Here is a 15,862-nt window from a genome sequence, read left to right as displayed (position 1 = left end):
GAAAGACGGATGAGAGGGGGCGGGCAAGGTTCATTTCAGGACCAGTCGAAGAGGTGCCCGATCCGCTCTCGGCAGTGGCGGCAGCCCGTCCCGCCCTGGCGTGACCGAGCCGAGCACGCTGGGATGCCGTGCCCCGGTGCTCGCCGGGTCGGTACCCGCGAGCCCGTGCACCGTCAGAAATCCCAGTACGGCGAAGGCGTACGCCTCCTTGGCGGCCGAGGGCAGGCCCAGCGCGTCGGAGCTGCGCAGGGCGACCCCGGGGAGTTCGGCGCCGAGCATCGCCATGAGTACGGGATTGCGGGTGCCGCCGCCGGACGCGATCACCTCGGTGGCCCGCACCGCCCGCACCGCGTCCGCGACCGTGCGGGCGGTGAGCGCGGTGAGCGTCGCGATGACGTCCTCGGCGGTCAGCGTCCCGAAGCCCGTCAACGCGTCGCGCAGATAGCCGAAATGGAACAGCTCCTTGCCCGTCGTCTTGGGCGCGGGCAGCGCGTAGTAGGGCTCCGCAAGCAGGCGTCGCAGGAGCGGTCCGTGCACGGTGCCGCGGGCGGCGAGGGCACCGTCCACGTCGTGGTCGAGGCGGCCTCCGCTCAGGCCCCGCACCGCGGCGTCGAGGAGCGCGCACCCGGGCCCCGTGTCGAAGGCGGTGCCGTCGGGTGCGGTGAGGTTCGCGATACCGCCGAGGTTGAGCGCCACAGGCGTCCCCGGTCTGCCGCGCAGCCACAGCAGGTCGAACAGGCTGACCAGGGGCGCGCCCTGGCCACCAGCGGCGATGTCGCGCGGGCGGAAGTCGGCGACCACGGGCAGCCCCGTCGCCTCGGCGATCCAGGCGGGCTGCCCGAGCTGGAGGGTCCCGTGCACCCGTCCGTCCGCCACCCAGTGGTAGACGGTCTGGCCGTGCGAGGCGATCAACTCGGCTCCTCCGTCGCACAGTTCGCGGTCGGCGCGGACGGCCGCCGCCGCGAAGGCCTGCCCGATCAGGGTGTCGAGGCGGCACACCTCGGCCAGGCCGGTCGTGGCCGGAGGCAGCGCCGCCGCCAGCGCGCCGCGCAGTTCGGGATCGTACGACTCGCTGACGAGCCCGAGCGGCCGCAGTACGAGGCTGTCCTCGTCGAGGGTCAGCTCGGCGGCCGCCGCGTCGATGGCGTCGTACGACGTGCCGGACATCAGGCCGATCACCCGCACGCTCTCAACTCCCTTGCCTCTGACGCCCCCTGGGGAGCGTAGCCAGTGCGAAGACGCTGACGGCGCAGGTCGCCGCCGCGTAGTACCCGGGAATGTCCACGCTCCCCGTCCGTTTGACCGTCTCCGTGATGATGAGCCCCGCACAGCCCGAGAACACCGCATTGGACAGGGCGTAGGCGAGTCCGAGGCCCGTGTAGCGGACGCTCGTGGGGAACATCTCGGAGAGCATCGCCGGTCCCGGCCCGGCCATCAGCCCCACCACCGCACCCGCCAGGAACACGGCCGCACCCTTCAGCGCATGCGAAGTCCCGCTGTCCTGAAGGAGGTTGAGCAGCGGTACCGCCAGCACGGTGACCAGTACGGCACCCGTGAGCATCACCGGACGGCGCCCGATCCGATCGCTGAGCAGGCCCGCAGGGATGATCGTGGCCGCGAAGCCGAGGTTGGCGACGACGGTGGCGAGCAGCGCCTGCTGGAAGGTGGCGTTCAAGCTGCTCTGGAGGTATGAGGGCAGCACGACCAGGAAGGTGTAGCCAGCCGCCGCCCAGCCCATCACACGCCCTGCGCCGAGCGCGATCGCCCTGACCAACTCCCGTACGGGTGGACGCTCTTGCAGCCGCTCCCGCTCGAAGGCCGGTGTCTCGTCCAGCTTCAACCGCAGCCACAGTGCGCCCAGACCGAGCGGCAGCGTCAGCAGGAAGGGGAGCCGCCAGCCCCAGTCGCCCAACTCCTCGGCGCCGAGCATCGTGGCAAGCAGCGCCGCGATCCCCGCGCCGGCCAGCAGCCCCAGCGCCACCGTGAACGACTGCCAGGACCCGTAGAGACCGCGCCGGCCCGGCGGCGCGAACTCCGTCATCACCGACACTGCGCCCCCGAACTCCCCTCCCGCGGACAGCCCTTGGAGCACCCGGAGAAAGGTGAGCAGCCACGGGGCGAGAGCGCCGACGGTGGCGTATGTGGGCAGCAAGCCGATCAGGGTCGTCGCGGCGGTCATCAGGACGATCACCAGGATCAGCACCGGACGGCGCCCGATCCGGTCGCCGAGCCGGCCGAACAGCGCGGCGCCCACGGGCCGGAAGAAGAACGCGAGTGCGAAGGACGCGTACGTCTTCACCAGGGCCTCGACCTCGCTGCCGCCCTCCGGCGTGAAGAACCGCGCCGCGATGATCGTCGCGAAATAGCCGTAGACCCCGAACTCGTACCACTCGATGAAGTTGCCCATGGAGCCCGCGAGCAGGGCCCTGCGGGAGTGTCCGGGCGGGGAGGCGCGCAGGTCGGAGTCGTGCGCGGGGGCGCTCATGCCGGTTCCTCCCGGGGCGTGCCGGGGCCGGGCGGTGCCGGCCGTTGGCGGAGACGGATGCAGGAAAGTTAGTTTCAATTTATGGGTTTTGACTGTCAATAACTTCCACGCAGGCTGGTCGGCGCTTCGGCGCGTCGCCTTCGCAACCCTGCCGTCACTCGTCTCGGCAACAGCTGCCCCGACCGGCCGACATGGCGACTCCGGGAGGGCTAGGCTCGTTGCCTGTACGTCGTTTGGGCGACCTGGGGAGGTAGCGGGATGACGGAGGCACGGCCAGGAGTGGTCGCCTCGGCTCCCCTGTGGGAGCGCGACGAGGAAGTCGCCACTCTAGAACAGGCGATCGGCGCCCTGTGTGCGGACTCCGACTCTTCGGGAAGCCTGCTGGTGTTCAGCGGCGACGCGGGTCTCGGCAAGACCTCGCTCCTCGCCGAGGCGCGCCGGATCGCGGAGAGCAGCGGCTGCGCGGTGTGGTCGGCACGCGGCGGCGAGACCGTCACGTCCGTCCCCTTCAATGTCGTACGGCAGCTCCTGCAGCCCGCCCTGGTGTCGCTGCTGTCCGAGGAGGCACGCGAGTACCTGGGCGACTGGTACGACATCGCGGGACCCGCGCTCGGCATAGCGGAACCGGGCGACCGCCAGCCCGACCCGCAGGGCGTCTGCGACGGCCTGGTCGCGGCCGTGCGACGGCTGGCCAAGCGCGAGTGGCCGCTCGTGCTCCTCATCGACGACGCGCACTGGGCCGACCAGGAGACCCTGCGCTGGCTTGCCGCGTTCGCCGAGCGCCTCGACGACCTGTCGGTGCTCGTCGTGGTGGCCCGCCGCCCCGGCGGTGTGAGCGGTGTGAGCGCCGGTCATCTCGACACCATCGCCGCCGCGGCCCGGCCGATCGCCAACCTGAGCGCGCTGACCCCCGCGGCGGCCGAAGGGCTGACCCGCGCCACGGTCGGAGAGCACGCCGACGCCCCGTTCTGCCGTGAGGTGTGGGCGGTCACCGGCGGCAACCCGTACGAGACCGTCGAGCTGCTCGCCAAGGTGCAGGACAGCGGACTCGATCCGGTCGAGGGATCGGCCGCCGAACTGCGCGCCCTGAACCGCTCGGCCCGCGGCCGCGGACTCGTCGCCCGCCTCGAAGGGCTCGGCATCGACGCCACGCGGTTCGCCTGGGCGGCCGCGATCCTCGGCACCGGAATCTCCCTCGACCTCGCCGCCCACCTCGCCGGAATGCCGGCCGAGGAGGCACTGCGCTGCGCCGAACGGCTCGGCGCCGCCCGCATCCTGACCAAATCCGAGCCGGTGAACGGCCGGGCGAGCGAGGGCGACCTGGAGTTCGTGCACCCGCTCATCGCCAGCGCGGTCTACCGCTCGATCCCGGACGCGCTGCGCACCGCGATGCACGGCCAGGCCGCGTGGGCGGTCACCGACTCCGGACGCGGCGCCGCCGCCGCGTCCCGCCACCTCCTCGAAGTGCACCCGGACGAGGACCCCGAACTCGTCGAGCAGATGCGCGAGGCCGCCCGCGAACACCTCGCCGTCGGCGCGCCCGACGCGGCCAGGCGCTGTCTGGAACGCGCACTGGCCGAGCCTCCGCCCTCCGAGGTCCACGCGCGCGTGCTCTTCGAACTGGGCTGCGCCACCCTCCTGACCGCGCCCGCCAAGACGATCGGCCATCTGCAGGCCGCGCTCGACCGGCCCGGCCTCGAAGGCGATCTCCGCGTGGACGCCGTCTTCCGCCTCTCCCAGGCGCTCCTCCACAACGACCAGCTGGAAGAGGCCGTCCGCACCGTCGACATGGAGGCCGCCCGGCTCGATCCGGGCCCGGCCCGGATGCGGCTCCAGGCCGTGCACTACATGTGGGAGGGCATCCACGCCGGCGAGGAGCGGACCTCCGGACGCTCCAACGGTCTCGCCGAACTCGCCAAGACCTGCACCGGACGCGACAACTCCGAGCGCGCGCTCCTCATACTGCGCGGCTTCGACGCCATGACGCGCGGCGAGAACGCCGAGGAGGTCGCGGAACTCTGCGACCGCGCCCTCGTCAACGGCCGCCTCGCACCCGGCCTCGGCTGGACCGACACCGAGTGGGGCATCGAACTCCTCCTGATGCTGGGCAGCGCGTACGCCTACAGCGACCGGCTGGACCGTGCCGAAAGCCTGTTCAGCGAGGCCCTGCACGCCTACATGAAGGCCGGCTGGAGCGGCGGCCACCTCTCCCTGGCCAACGCCTACCTCGGCCTCGCACACCGCAGACGGGGCCGCCTCGCCGACGCGGAGACCTACCAGCGCGAATCACTGCGCCTCGCCGAACGGGTCGGGCGCGGGCTGCCCCTGTACTGGTCCGCGACCTGCGGGCTCATCGACACCCTGCTCGCCCGCGGCCATGTCCTGGAGGCCGAGGAGATCGCCGAGGAGTACGGCTTCGCAGCGCCGTACCCGTCCACCATCGTCCTCCCGGACACCCGCTCCGTACGCGGCCGTTTGCTGCTCGCCGCCGGCCGCGCCAAGGAAGGCATCAACGAACTGGAGGCAGCCGAGAAGGCCGCCGCCGTACGAGGTCACCACAACACCGTGCTCGCTCCCTGGGCGGTCGACCTCGCCCGCGCCCTCGCCACGGAGGACCCGGCACGCGCCGCCGCCCTGGCGGCCGACGCCCGCCGCCAGGCCGAGCGCTTCGGCACGGACACGGCCATCGGCGAGGCCCTGCGCTGTGCGGCCGCCCTGGAGTCGGGCCAGCGCGCGGTACGGCTCGCCGGCCAGGCGGTCACCTATCTGGAGGCCTCTCCCTGCCAGTACGAACACGCGGCGGCCCGCGTCGAGTACGGCATTCTGGCCCGGTCGGTGTCCGAGCTCAACAAGGGCCTGACGCTGGCGCGTTCATGCGGGGCGGACGGGGTGGTGGCGCAGGCGCAGCGGGCACTGGACGGCTTCTAGCCGGTCGGGTACGGGCCTTCGAGCAGCCGCTCGGTGGTCGCACCCAGTCGCTTCCAGACCTCGCGGTCGTACGCTTCCTCGTGCGCCCGCGAGGGGCTCGTACCGTCGAAGTACTCGCCCGTGCCCAACTCCGTTGTGGCCAGAGCGAGTACACCCCTGGCGCCGTCGGCCACGGAGGACCAAGGGCTGACACCGGCCTCGCGGACCATCGCGGTGTCCATGTAGGTCGCGGGGTGCAGGACGTTCACCGAGACGCCGCTGCCCGCCAGCTCCTCGCCCAGTGCGAACGTGTGCGCCGCGAGCGCGAACTTGCTGCGGCAGTACGCCGATACGCTGCTGTAGCCGCGGGTGAGTTCGGGGTCGTCGAAGTCCAGCGGTTCCTGGCCGGCGGAGCCGACGTTGACGATGCGGGAGGGGGCGCCCGCACGCAGCGCGGGCAGCAGCGCCCGGGTCAGCGCGACCGGGGCGAGGTAGTTCACCGCGAGGCGGAGCTCGTGCCCGTCGACGCTCTCCTCACGGCCTGCGCCGCGGGAACCGCCGCCGACGCCCGCGTTGTTGACCAGCAGGTCGAGGCGCGGATAGGCGGCCGCGACCTCCGCACCCAGTGCACGCACCTGCGCCAGCGAGGCCAGATCGGCGACGAACCCGTGCGCCTCACCGCCCTCCGCCCGCAGCTCCGAGACAAGCTGCCGGGTACGCGCACGGTCGCGTCCGTGAGCGAGGACGACGTACCCGGAGCGGACCAGCTCGAAGGCGACGTAACGGCCGAGGCCGGAGGTGGCGCCGGTGATCAGGACAGTGGGCACGCGGGGCTCCGTTCGCAGAGGATCTCCGTCCAGCGTAGGCACAGGGCGAGCACCGGTGCCTGGTGCAGTCGTCACCACCCTTGGCAGGGTTGCCGTGCTGAATCGCCTCTGCGGATCAGGCTCCCGATCGCCTCTGCGGATCAGGCTCCCGCCTCGTCCTCCTCGGCCAGTACCCGCTGGGCCACCGCGAATGCCGAGTTGGCCGCGGGGACACCGCAGTACACGGCCGTCTGGAGCAGGACCGCGCCGATCTCCTCGGGCGTGAGCCCGTTGCGGCGGGCCGCGCGGACGTGCATCGCGAGTTCGTCGTAGTGGCCGTGGGCCACGAGCGCGGTCAGTGTGATCATGCTGCGCTCACGGCGGGCGAGCGTCGGATCCGTCCAGATCTCGCCCCAGGCGTAGCGGGAGATGAAGTCCTGGAAACGGGCGGTGAAGGGGGTCTGGCGTGCTTGCGCGCGGTCCACGTGGGTGTCGCCGAGTACCTGGCGGCGTACCTCCATGCCGCGTGGCGCGTACCCGTCGAAGTGCCCGCGCAGCGCGGCGAGCACGGCCTCCGGGCGCTCGGCCGGCGCCAGATGCGAGGCGCCCGGGATCTCGGTGAGCGTCGCGCCGGGCACCGCGTCCGCGATCTCCCGCAGATGCGCGGGCGGCGTCGCCGGATCCTCGCGGCCGGCGATCAGGAGGGTCGGCGCGCCGATCGACGTCAGCCGGTCGCGGAGGTCGAACGCCGCGAGCGCGTCACAGCAGGCGGCGTACGCCTCCGGGTCCGCGGTGCGGTGGTCCTCGACCAGCTCCGGCACGGTGAAACCGGGCGTGAACCAACGGGAGTTCGCGGTCTCCGCGAGCGCGGCAAGGCCCTCGCGGCGAACGGTGGCGGCCCTTTCCTCCCACCCCTTGGCGCCGTTGAAGTGGGCCGAGGAGCAGATGACCGCGAGGGACGACACCCGCTCCGGGCGGTACACGGCCAGGTGCAGACCGACCGCGCCGCCCAACGAGACGCCCGCGTAGGCGAATCGGCCGATGCCCAGCGAGTCGGCGAGGGCCAGCACCAGATCGGCCAGGTCGGCGATGGTCGCGCCGGGCCCGATCAGGTCGGCAGGCGAGCCGCCGTGGCCCGGCAGGTCCCAGCGGATCACCCGATGCGTCACGGACAGCTCGGGCGCGACCTTGTCCCACAGGGCGGTCGACGTGCCGAGCGAGGGCCCGAGCAGCAGCGGGGGAGCGGTGGCCGGCCCCTCGGCGCGGTAGTGCGGCAGCTTGCCGTTCGGGAAGGTCGGCGGTGTCAACGTCGCTCCAGGGCACGGTCGGTGAGGGCTCCCGCGGAGCCCGTGTAGCGGGTGGGGTCGGTGAGGTCCGCGAGATCGAGGTCCTTGAGCTCCGGCTCCTCGCCGAGCAGCTCCAGGAGGGGCCGGTTCTCGGCGACGGCCCGTTTCGCGGTCGCCGTCAGCAGCTCCTTGGCACGGGCCCGCCCGAGCACGGGAGCGAGCGAGGCGGCCAGCCGCTCGGAGACGATCAACCCGTGGGTGAGGCCGAGGTGTTCACGCATGACGTCCGCGTTCACCCGTAGCCCCTCGGCCAGTTCCACGGCATCGCGCGCCGCCCCGCCGACGAGCCGCAACAGGTCCCGCAGCGGCTCCCATTCGGCATGCCAGGCCCCGGCGGGCCGCTCGTCCTCGGCCGCCATCGCCCCGTACAGCGTGGCCGCGAGCTGCGGTGCGCGCCGGGCCCCGGCGGCGATGAGGGTGGCCCGCACGGGGTTGGCCTTGTGCGGCATGGCGGACGAACCGCCGCCGGTACCTTCGGCGAGCTCCGCGATCTCGGTACGGGCGAGCGTGAGCACGTCGACAGCGGTCTTGCCCAGCGCCCCCGCCGTGAAGGCCAGCGCTCCGGCCAGATCACCGATCGGCGTACGAAGGGTGTGCCAGGGCAATACGGGCTCGGCGAGACCGAGTTCACGGGCGTACGCGGCGGTGAGGGCTCGGGTGTCCTCGGCGCCGAACACACTGAAAGCTGCCAAGGTCCCGGCGGCACCGCCCAGTTGGGCGGGCAGCGAGCCCCGTACGGCCGAGACCCTGTCCCTGGCGTCAAGGATCAGCGACCGCCACCCGGCCGCCTTCAGCCCGAAGGCCGTCGGCACCGCGTGCTGGGTCAGCGTCCGACCCGGCATCACCGTGTCCCGATGCTCCGCCGCGAGCCGGGCCAGCGCCCGCTCCGTACGGTCCAGATCCCCCAGGACCAGATCCAGTGTGCGCGCGGCGACCAGCATGGTGGCCGAGTCCATGATGTCCTGGCTCGTCGCACCCCGGTGGACGTACGCCCCGTACTCCTCGCCGACCGCCGTCGTCAGATCCGCGACCAGCGGGATCACCGGATTGCCGCCGTCACGGGCCCGCAGTGCGATCGCGCGTACGTCGAAGCGCGAGGCGTCGGCGGCTGCGTCCACCGCGTCGGCCGCCTCCGCCGGAGCCAGTCCCAGGAACGCCTGGGCGCGGGTCAGCGCGGCCTCCGCGTCGAGCAACCCCTGCAGATACGCGGTGTCGCTGGTCGCCGCCGACGCCGGGGAGCCCGCCCACCCGGGGGCGAGCAGGGCTTCGGAATCACCGAATGTCACTGGAACTCCAGGAAGACCGTTTCGCCTTCGCCCTGAAGGCGGATGTCGAAACGGTACGTCCGGTTCGCGCCCTCGGCCGCGATCAGCGTGGCGCGCCGGTCGGCCGGGAGCGAGTCGAGCAGCGGGTCGGCGCCGTCGGCGAGGTACGCGCGGGTGAAGAGGTGGTTCGTCAGGCCGCGCGCGAACACGCACACGCTGATGTACGGCTGCCCGGTGTTGCCCGGCGGCAGCGTGGAGAGCGCGTAGTGCCCGTCGGCGTCGGTGGGGACCCGCCCGAAGCCGGTGAAGTCGGTGCCGTTGCGGCCCAGGAAGCCGCCCGTGGACGGGTCGCGGCGCATCGAGCCGGGGGCGCCCGTCAGGGAGCCGTCGGGTGCCGCCTGCCAGAAGTCCAGGAGGGCGTCGGGGATCGGCTTGCCCGCGCCGTCGAACACGTACCCGTGCAGGGTGATCGCCTCTGGGTGGCCCTGGGGTGCGACCTGCCCGCCTTCGGGAAAGGGGAGCGCGTAGCCGTAGAAGGGGCCGATGGTGTGGGACGGGGTGGGGAGCAACCGCTCGGTCATGCTCAACGGCCTTCCTCGATCCAGGTGGCGGAGGGACCGTCGAGGACGATGTCCCATTCGTAGCCGAGCGAGAACTCGGGCGCCGAGAGGTCGTGGTTGTAGGTGGCGATCAGGCGGTTGCGGGCCGCCGTGTCCGTCACGGAGTTCAGGATCGGGTCGTACGGGAACAGCGGGTCGCTCGGGAAGTACATCTGCGTCACGAGCCGCTGGGTGAACGCCGTGCCGAAGACCGAGAAGTGGATGTGGGCGGGCCGCCACGCGTTGGTGTGGTTGCCCCAGGGGTAGGGGCCCGGCTTGATCGTGGTGAACGAGTACCGGCCCTGATCGTCCGTCAGGGTCCGCCCCACACCGGTGAAGTTGGGGTCCAGAGGCGCCGGGTGCAGCTCGCGCAGATGGGCGTAACGGCCGGCGGCGTTGGCCTGCCAGACCTCGACCAGTTGGCCGCGCACCGGACGGCCGTCGCGGTCGAGCAGCCGGCCCGAGACGGTCATGCGCTCGCCGATCGGCTCGCCCCGGTGGTGGCGGGTGAGGTCGTTGTCGATCTCGGTGATGTCGGTGACGCCGAAGACCGGACCCGACAGCTCGACCGTCTCCGGGTCGCCACCGCTCACGGCGACCAGCGGCTGCTTGGGGTGGCGCAGCACCGAGCTGCGGTACGGGGCGTAGTCGCGCTGCGCGTGGTTCAGGACCACTCCGCCGCCGGCCACCGCCTTGTCGTACGCGTCCTGGCGGTCCTTGATCTCGACGTCGATGTCCGACTGAGTGAGAGCCATGGTCGACTTCCTATCGTTCCAGGACGAGGGCGAGGCCCTGGCCCACGCCGATGCAGAGGGTGGCGACACCAACTCCACTTCCCTTGCGGGCGAGTTGGTGGGCGACGGTTCCGGCGAGGCGGGCTCCGGAGGCGCCGAGGGGGTGCCCGAGGGCGATCGCGCCGCCCTGCGGGTTGAGGATCTGGGGGTCGAACTCGGGCCACTCGGCGACACAGCCGAGGACCTGCGCGGCGAACGCCTCGTTCAGTTCCAGGGTTGACAGGTCGTCAAATGTCTTGCCCGCCTTGAAGAGTGCGCGGTTGACGGCCTCGACCGGAGCGAGTCCGAAGTACTGCGGCTCGATCGCGGAGACGCCGGTCGCCGAGACGCGGGCCAGCGGCTCGCGGCCGGTGGCTTCGAGCCCCTCCTCGTCGACGAGGAGCAGGGCCGCGGCGCCGTCGTTCAGCGGGGAGGCGTTGCCCGCAGTCACGGTGCCGTTCTCGGTCCGGAACGACGGCTTGAGCTTGGCCATCGCCGTGAGGGAGGCGTCGTCGCGTACGCATTCGTCGGCGCCGAAGACGAGCGGCTCGCCCTTGCGCTGAGGGATGGAGACCGGGGCGAGCTCGCCGTCGAAGAGGCCGTCCGCCTGGGCCCGGGCGGCCTTGCGGTGGCTGGCGAGGGCGAACTCGTCCTGCTGCTCGCGCGTGATCTTGTGCTTGTCGGCGATGAGTTCGGCCGACTCGCCGAGCGGGATGGTCCACTGGGGGTCCATCTTCGGGTTGACCATGCGCCAGCCGAGCGTGGTGGAGTACAGCTCGGTGTGCCCGGCCGGGAAGGGCCTGTCGCTCTTGGGGAGGACGTAGGGGGCGCGGGTCATCGACTCGACACCGCCGGCCAGGGCGATGGAGGCGTCGCCGACCGCGATGGCCCGCGCGGCCTGGATGACGGCTTCGAGCCCGGAGGCGCACAGCCGGTTGACGGTTACGCCGGGCACGGAGGTGGGCAGGCCCGCGAGGAGCGCGGCCATACGTCCGACGTTGCGGTTCTCCTCGCCGGCGCCGTTGGCGTTGCCGAAGTAGACGTCCTCGATCCGGGAGGGGGCCAAGTCCGGTGTACGGGCGAGGAGTTCACGGATGGCGTGGGCGGCCAGGTCGTCCGGGCGGACGGTGGCCAGGGAACCGTTGTACCTGCCGAACGGGGTACGGACGGCATCGACGATGTAGACGTCGCGCAGGCCGGTCATCAGTTGACTCCCTCGGGGATGTGAACCTTCGCGGCGGTCTTCGCCACGATCTCTTCCACCGCCACGCCGGGCGCGGTCTCCACAAGCACCAGGCCCTCCGCGGTGACGTCGAGAACACCGAGATCGGTGATGACCCGGTTCACACACGCTTGCCCGGTGAGCGGCAGCGCGCACTCCTCCAGGATCTTCGGGGAGCCGTCCTTGGCGGTGTGCGTCATGACGACGATGACGGTGCGGGCGCCGTGCACGAGGTCCATCGCGCCGCCGATCCCGGTGATCATCTTGCCTGGGATGGCCCAGTTGGCGAGGTCGCCGCCCGCGGAGACCTGCATGGCCCCGAGTACGGCGACGTCGATGTGGCCGCCGCGGATCATCCCGAAGGACAGCGAGGAGTCGAAGTAGGAGGCGCCGGGCAGGACCGTGACGGTCTCCTTGCCGGCGTTGATCAGGTCGGGATCGACCTGATCCTCGGTGGGGTACGGGCCGGTGCCGAGGATGCCGTTCTCCGACTCCAGGATCACCTCGACGTCGTCCGGCAAGTAGTTCGGGATCAGCGTGGGCAAGCCGATGCCGAGGTTCACGTACTGGCCGTCCTCGAGCTCGCGCGCGGCGCGGGCGGCCATCTGTTCGCGGGTCCAGGCCATCAGCTGCTCACCGTTCCGTTGGCCGCGGGCGCCGAGACCGTCCGCTGCTCGATCATCTTGGCGTTCGCCTGCTCGGGCGTGAGGGCGACGACACGCTGCACGAAGATGCCGGGCAGGTGCACCGCGTCCGGGTCGATCTCCCCGGGCTCGACGAGTTCCTCCACCTCGGCGATCGTCAGCCGCCCGGCCATCGCGGCCAGGGGGTTGAAGTTCCGGGTGGACTTGTTGAAGACCAGGTTCCCGTGCCGGTCGCCCTTGGCGGCCCGTACGAGGGCGAAGTCGGTGCGGATGCCGTGCTCGAGCACGTACTCCGTGCCGTCGAACTCCCGCACCTCCTTGGGCGGCGAGGCGAGCGCGACGCCGCCCTCACCGTCGTAGCGCCAGGGCAGTCCGCCGTCCGCGACCTGGGTGCCGACACCGGCCGGGGTGTAGAACGCGGGAATCCCGGCGCCGCCGGCGCGCAGCCGCTCGGCGAGGGTGCCCTGCGGGATCATCTCGACCTCGAGTTCGCCGGCCAGGTACTGGCGGGCGAACTCCTTGTTCGCGCCGATGTACGAGCCGGTGACGCGGGCGATCCGCCCGGCCGCGAGCAGCACCGCGAGGCCGGACTCCATCGCGCCGCAGTTGTTGGAGACCACTCCGAGCCCGGTGACACCGCGCTCGTACAGGGCCTGGATCAGCACGTTCGGCACGCCGCTGAGGCCGAAACCGCCGACCGCGAGTGTCGCGCCGTCCGGCACATCGGCCACCGCCTCCGCGGCTGTGGCGACCACCTTGTCCATCCGAGAAGCCCCATCTCTCCCGAGCGTCCAGCGCCCCAATTAGTCAGGGCACTGATTATTTCTTCGAGGTTTCAAATACGCTGCCACCCGGACCCACTTCAGTCAAGACCTCCAGGGAATGTGCAGGTGAGAGTCTTGGAACGCGGCGAGACAGGTGGCGGTGTGGCCGGGTATCGTTCAGTACACCAACGAATTTGATCCGTACGAGTGGCGCCTACGCGGCGCCGCACGGGCCGAGCCGAGGAGCGCACATGGCCGCGGTGGACCTCTCCACCCACCCCGGGCACCTGGCCCGGCGACTGCAGCAGGCGCACTACCTGCTGTGGAACACGATGGTGTCCGAGGAGATCACCTCGCCGCAGTTCGCGGTGCTCAACGCGCTCGTCGCGGAGCCGGGCATGGACCAGCGCACGGTGGGGGAGCGGGTGGGCCTGGACCGGTCCACCATCGCCGAGGTCATCAGCAGGCTCGGGCGGCGCGGCCTGCTCGACAAGGTGCGCGACCCGCAGGACGGCCGCCGCTTCCTGCTGCGCCTCACGGACGAGGGGACGCGCACGCACCGCAAGCTGACCGTCCGCACGGCACGGATGAACCAGGTCTTCCTGGCCCCGCTCTCCACCGACGAGCAGGCCCTGTTCTTCGACCTCATCCGGCGCGTCTCGGACGCGGCCGAGGGGCTCCGCAATCCGGCGGAGCCGCTCGTCACCCAGCGCTAGCCACGTGCCCGGACGCTCGGCCTTCGGGGTCAGGCCTTCGCGAAGACCACCCACACCTGGCCCTTCGCGAAGTTCATCGGCGCTCCGTCCGCCGTCGTGAACTCCGTACCGTCCGTGGCGCTGGGGCGCGCCCAGTTCACGTTGAAGACGCGGCCATTGCGCAACACCTTCGCGGTCCCCGAGCCCACCGTCTCCGTGTACGGCGAGTTGCTGCCGAGGATGTCGTGGTACTTGGACTTGCGGACCTTCACGTACTGCACGACGACCGTCGCGGGAGCCACCGTGTTCCCGTCGGTCGTCACCGTCGGGGTTCCGTCCATGGCCACCAGCCAGCGCTGCCGGCTCTCGGACCAGGTGAAGGTGAAGCGGGCCGCGGGGAATTTCACGGTGCGTGAGGTCTCCGGGCTGCCGCCCGCGGGCGCCGTGCCGAAGTGGAACCCGGTGGTGAGGGCCCCGGAGCCCGGTGCGGATGCCGCCAGCCGCTGGGGGCGCAGATAGAGATTGTGCGGGGCGGACTTGCCCGTGCCCCGGTAGTAGGCGTCTTCGGATGCATTGCCGGGCGGGTGTGCGCGCAGCGGCGCCTTGTTGATCAGCGGCAGCAGCTTGCGCTGGGCGCCCGAGAAGGCGAGCGTCGGCTCGTCGAACTGGCGCAGCAGCTCAAGGTCCGACTCGCGCGCGCTGCGCACCGGGCCGACCACCTTCGGCAGCTTGCTCGCGTAGACCGCCATCAGCCGGCTCAGACCGCCCTCGACCTGCTCCGCGTACACGATGTCCGCCGCTTCCAGACCCGTCTGGGGGCGGGCCGCACGCACATTGTCGATCTTCACGGCGAGCACCGAACCGGCGCTCGCGGGAGGGGTGGGGCTCTCGGTCCCCTGGCTCGGGCCCGGGATCTGGTTGTTCCCGCGCCCGTCGTCGATCGCGTCGCCGCCCGCGGTGCAGCCCGTGATCAGGGAGCCCGTCATCGAGGCGGCCAGCAGCGCCGCCGTCATCGCGCCGCGCCGCATCCGCGCCATCTGTCGCATGCCCACCGTGGCCACCCTGTCCCGTGTCATCGATTGTGCGCTTATAGGTTCATCGGTGGCCATACCCGTTCGGTTGTGATTGCGCGCGTCAAGTGAGCTGTTCGGCTCAGCGGGATGCATCGGAGGAGGTTCGGGGCTTCGGGGGAGGGTGGGACGAGGGGCTGATCGGCGTGGTCAGTCCTGTGGGCTGAAGATCTCCGCGAGGTCGTAGCCCACCGGCTCCTCCAGCTGGCTGTACGTGCAGCTCTCGGCGGTGCGGTCGGGGCGCCAGCGGCGGAAGCGGGCCGTGTGGCGGAACCGCACACCGTTCTCCATGTGGTCGTACGCCACCTCGGCCACCCGCTCGGGCCGCAGCGGCACCCAGGAGAGGTCCTTCTTCGACGACCACCGGCTGGGCGCGCCCGGCAACCGTGCCGTCTCGTGCGCCGACTCGTCCGCCCAGGCGGCCCAGGGATGCTCCCCGACGTCCTCGAGACGCAGCGGCTCCAGCTCCTCCACCAGCTCCGCGCGCCGCTTCATCGGGAACGCGGCGCTCACCCCCACGTGCTGCAGGGTGCCCTTGTCGTCGTACAGACCCAGGAGCAGGGAACCGACGATCGGCCCGCTCTTGTGGAAGCGGTAACCGGCGACGACGACATCCGCCGTCCGCTCGTGTTTGATCTTGAACATGGCGCGCTCGTCCTGCCGGTAGAGCAGATGGATCGGCTTGGCGATCACACCGTCAAGACCCGCGCCCTCGTACTGCTCGAACCACTGGCGTGCCACGTCGATGTCCGTGGTCGCCGGGGCGACGTGGACCGGAGCGGTGACGCCGGACAGCGCCATCACCAGCAAGGCGCGCCGGTCGCCCAGCTCGACGTCGAGCAGCGAGCGGTCGGCCAGTGCCAGCAGGTCGAAGGCCACGAAGGAGGCGGGCGTCCGCTCGGCCAGCGTGCGCACCCGGGAGTCCGCCGGATGGATCCGTTCCGTGAGCGCGTCGAAGTCGAGCCGCCCGTCCCTGGCGATCACGATCTCGCCGTCCATCACACAGCGCGCCGGCAGCCGCTCCCGCAGCGCCTCCACCAGCTCGGGAAAGTACCTGGTCAGCGTCTTCCCGGTGCGACTGCCGATCTCGATCTCGTCGCCGTCCCGGAACACGATCGCCCGGAAGCCGTCCCACTTCGCCTCGTAGTGCATGTCCGGCGGAATCTTCGCCACGGACTTGGCGAGCATCGGCTTCACGGGGGGCATCACCGGCAGATCCATGCTTCGATTCTGCGCGGTTCCGGAGCCGTCCGCCCGGTGTGCGGGGCAACCATCGTGGGCCTACC

Annotated in this window: 14 protein-coding genes; 2 read left to right on the top strand and 12 right to left on the bottom strand. The window is 71.4% G+C overall.

Annotated elements, in window-relative coordinates:
• Positions 1-30 precede the first annotated feature (30 nt).
• Both OG266_RS06785 and OG266_RS06780 read right to left on the bottom strand, forming a co-directional pair.
• Positions 31-1,185 (bottom strand): anhydro-N-acetylmuramic acid kinase, encoded by a 1,155-nt coding sequence (locus tag OG266_RS06785; protein WP_371543792.1) that lies wholly within the window; start codon positions 1,183-1,185, stop codon positions 31-33.
• 4 nt (positions 1,186-1,189) lie between these two features.
• Positions 1,190-2,485, bottom strand: coding sequence for an MFS transporter (locus OG266_RS06780; protein WP_371543791.1), 1,296 nt, complete (start codon positions 2,483-2,485; stop codon positions 1,190-1,192).
• 258 nt (positions 2,486-2,743) lie between these two features.
• On the opposite strand from OG266_RS06780, the gene OG266_RS06775 reads away from it, so the two are divergent.
• Positions 2,744-5,413: an AAA family ATPase gene (locus OG266_RS06775; protein ID WP_371543790.1), complete on the top strand. Its 2,670-nt coding sequence runs from the start codon at positions 2,744-2,746 to the stop codon at positions 5,411-5,413.
• Here the strand turns inward: OG266_RS06775 and OG266_RS06770 are convergent.
• From OG266_RS06770 to OG266_RS06735, 8 genes are all read right to left on the bottom strand, one after another.
• Positions 5,410-6,219, bottom strand: a complete 810-nt coding sequence (locus OG266_RS06770; RefSeq protein ID WP_371543789.1) for an SDR family NAD(P)-dependent oxidoreductase — start codon at positions 6,217-6,219, stop codon at positions 5,410-5,412. The genes OG266_RS06775 and OG266_RS06770 overlap by 4 nt on opposite strands.
• Before the next feature lie 140 nt (positions 6,220-6,359).
• The gene (gene pcaD, locus OG266_RS06765; RefSeq protein ID WP_371543787.1) at positions 6,360-7,505 is read right to left on the bottom strand and encodes a 3-oxoadipate enol-lactonase; all 1,146 of its coding nucleotides are present in this window, start codon (positions 7,503-7,505) and stop codon (positions 6,360-6,362) included.
• A complete protein-coding gene (gene pcaB, locus OG266_RS06760) occupies positions 7,502-8,830 on the bottom strand; it encodes a 3-carboxy-cis,cis-muconate cycloisomerase (protein ID WP_371543785.1) in 1,329 nt (442 codons plus the stop codon). The genes pcaD and pcaB overlap by 4 nt, the downstream gene beginning before the upstream one ends.
• Positions 8,827-9,390: a protocatechuate 3,4-dioxygenase subunit alpha gene (pcaG, locus tag OG266_RS06755; protein ID WP_371543784.1), complete on the bottom strand. Its 564-nt coding sequence runs from the start codon at positions 9,388-9,390 to the stop codon at positions 8,827-8,829. The genes pcaB and pcaG overlap by 4 nt, the downstream gene beginning before the upstream one ends.
• A gap of 2 nt (positions 9,391-9,392) precedes the next feature.
• Entirely contained in the window at positions 9,393-10,163 is a 771-nt protein-coding gene (gene pcaH / locus OG266_RS06750; RefSeq protein ID WP_266472980.1) for a protocatechuate 3,4-dioxygenase subunit beta, read from the bottom strand.
• Between the two features lie 10 nt (positions 10,164-10,173).
• The gene (locus OG266_RS06745) at positions 10,174-11,376 is read right to left on the bottom strand and encodes an acetyl-CoA C-acyltransferase (RefSeq protein WP_371552673.1); all 1,203 of its coding nucleotides are present in this window, start codon (positions 11,374-11,376) and stop codon (positions 10,174-10,176) included.
• Between the two features lie 8 nt (positions 11,377-11,384).
• Positions 11,385-12,029, bottom strand: a complete 645-nt coding sequence (locus OG266_RS06740; protein ID WP_371543782.1) for a CoA transferase subunit B — start codon at positions 12,027-12,029, stop codon at positions 11,385-11,387.
• Complete coding sequence (locus OG266_RS06735; RefSeq protein WP_326719402.1) at positions 12,029-12,811, bottom strand: CoA transferase subunit A; 783 nt, start codon at positions 12,809-12,811, stop codon at positions 12,029-12,031. Before OG266_RS06735 ends, OG266_RS06740 begins: the two co-directional genes overlap by 1 nt.
• A gap of 251 nt (positions 12,812-13,062) precedes the next feature.
• Between OG266_RS06735 and OG266_RS06730 the strand changes: the two genes are divergently transcribed.
• Positions 13,063-13,527, top strand: coding sequence for a MarR family winged helix-turn-helix transcriptional regulator (locus OG266_RS06730; protein ID WP_266472977.1), 465 nt, complete (start codon positions 13,063-13,065; stop codon positions 13,525-13,527).
• A 29-nt stretch (positions 13,528-13,556) separates the two neighbouring features.
• Here OG266_RS06730 and OG266_RS06725 read toward each other — a convergent pair whose 3' ends face one another.
• Both OG266_RS06725 and OG266_RS06720 read right to left on the bottom strand, forming a co-directional pair.
• Positions 13,557-14,552, bottom strand: coding sequence for a DUF3048 domain-containing protein (locus tag OG266_RS06725; RefSeq protein WP_371543780.1), 996 nt, complete (start codon positions 14,550-14,552; stop codon positions 13,557-13,559).
• A 174-nt stretch (positions 14,553-14,726) separates the two neighbouring features.
• Positions 14,727-15,797, bottom strand: coding sequence for an ATP-dependent DNA ligase (locus OG266_RS06720; RefSeq protein ID WP_266472975.1), 1,071 nt, complete (start codon positions 15,795-15,797; stop codon positions 14,727-14,729).
• Between the last annotated feature and the right edge of the window lie 65 nt (positions 15,798-15,862).

The organism is Streptomyces sp. NBC_00554 (assembly GCF_041431135.1).
Lineage (GTDB): Bacteria > Actinomycetota > Actinomycetes > Streptomycetales > Streptomycetaceae > Streptomyces.
This window is presented reverse-complemented; position numbering and strand designations above follow the sequence as displayed.

Bases quoted from the DNA above. Each gene is read 5' to 3' on its own strand.
- pcaH (WP_266472980.1), bottom strand. From the start codon at position 10,163: ATGGCTCTCACTCAGTCGGACATCGACGTCGAGATCAAGGACCGCCAG.
- OG266_RS06730 (WP_266472977.1), top strand. From the start codon at position 13,063: ATGGCCGCGGTGGACCTCTCCACCCACCCCGGGCACCTGGCCCGGCGA.
- OG266_RS06740 (WP_371543782.1), bottom strand. From the start codon at position 12,029: ATGGCCTGGACCCGCGAACAGATGGCCGCCCGCGCCGCGCGCGAGCTC.
- OG266_RS06775 (WP_371543790.1), top strand. From the start codon at position 2,744: ATGACGGAGGCACGGCCAGGAGTGGTCGCCTCGGCTCCCCTGTGGGAG.
- OG266_RS06725 (WP_371543780.1), bottom strand. From the start codon at position 14,552: ATGCGACAGATGGCGCGGATGCGGCGCGGCGCGATGACGGCGGCGCTG.
- OG266_RS06720 (WP_266472975.1), bottom strand. From the start codon at position 15,797: ATGGATCTGCCGGTGATGCCCCCCGTGAAGCCGATGCTCGCCAAGTCC.
- OG266_RS06780 (WP_371543791.1), bottom strand. From the start codon at position 2,485: ATGAGCGCCCCCGCGCACGACTCCGACCTGCGCGCCTCCCCGCCCGGA.
- pcaG (WP_371543784.1), bottom strand. From the start codon at position 9,390: ATGACCGAGCGGTTGCTCCCCACCCCGTCCCACACCATCGGCCCCTTC.
- OG266_RS06735 (WP_326719402.1), bottom strand. From the start codon at position 12,811: ATGGACAAGGTGGTCGCCACAGCCGCGGAGGCGGTGGCCGATGTGCCG.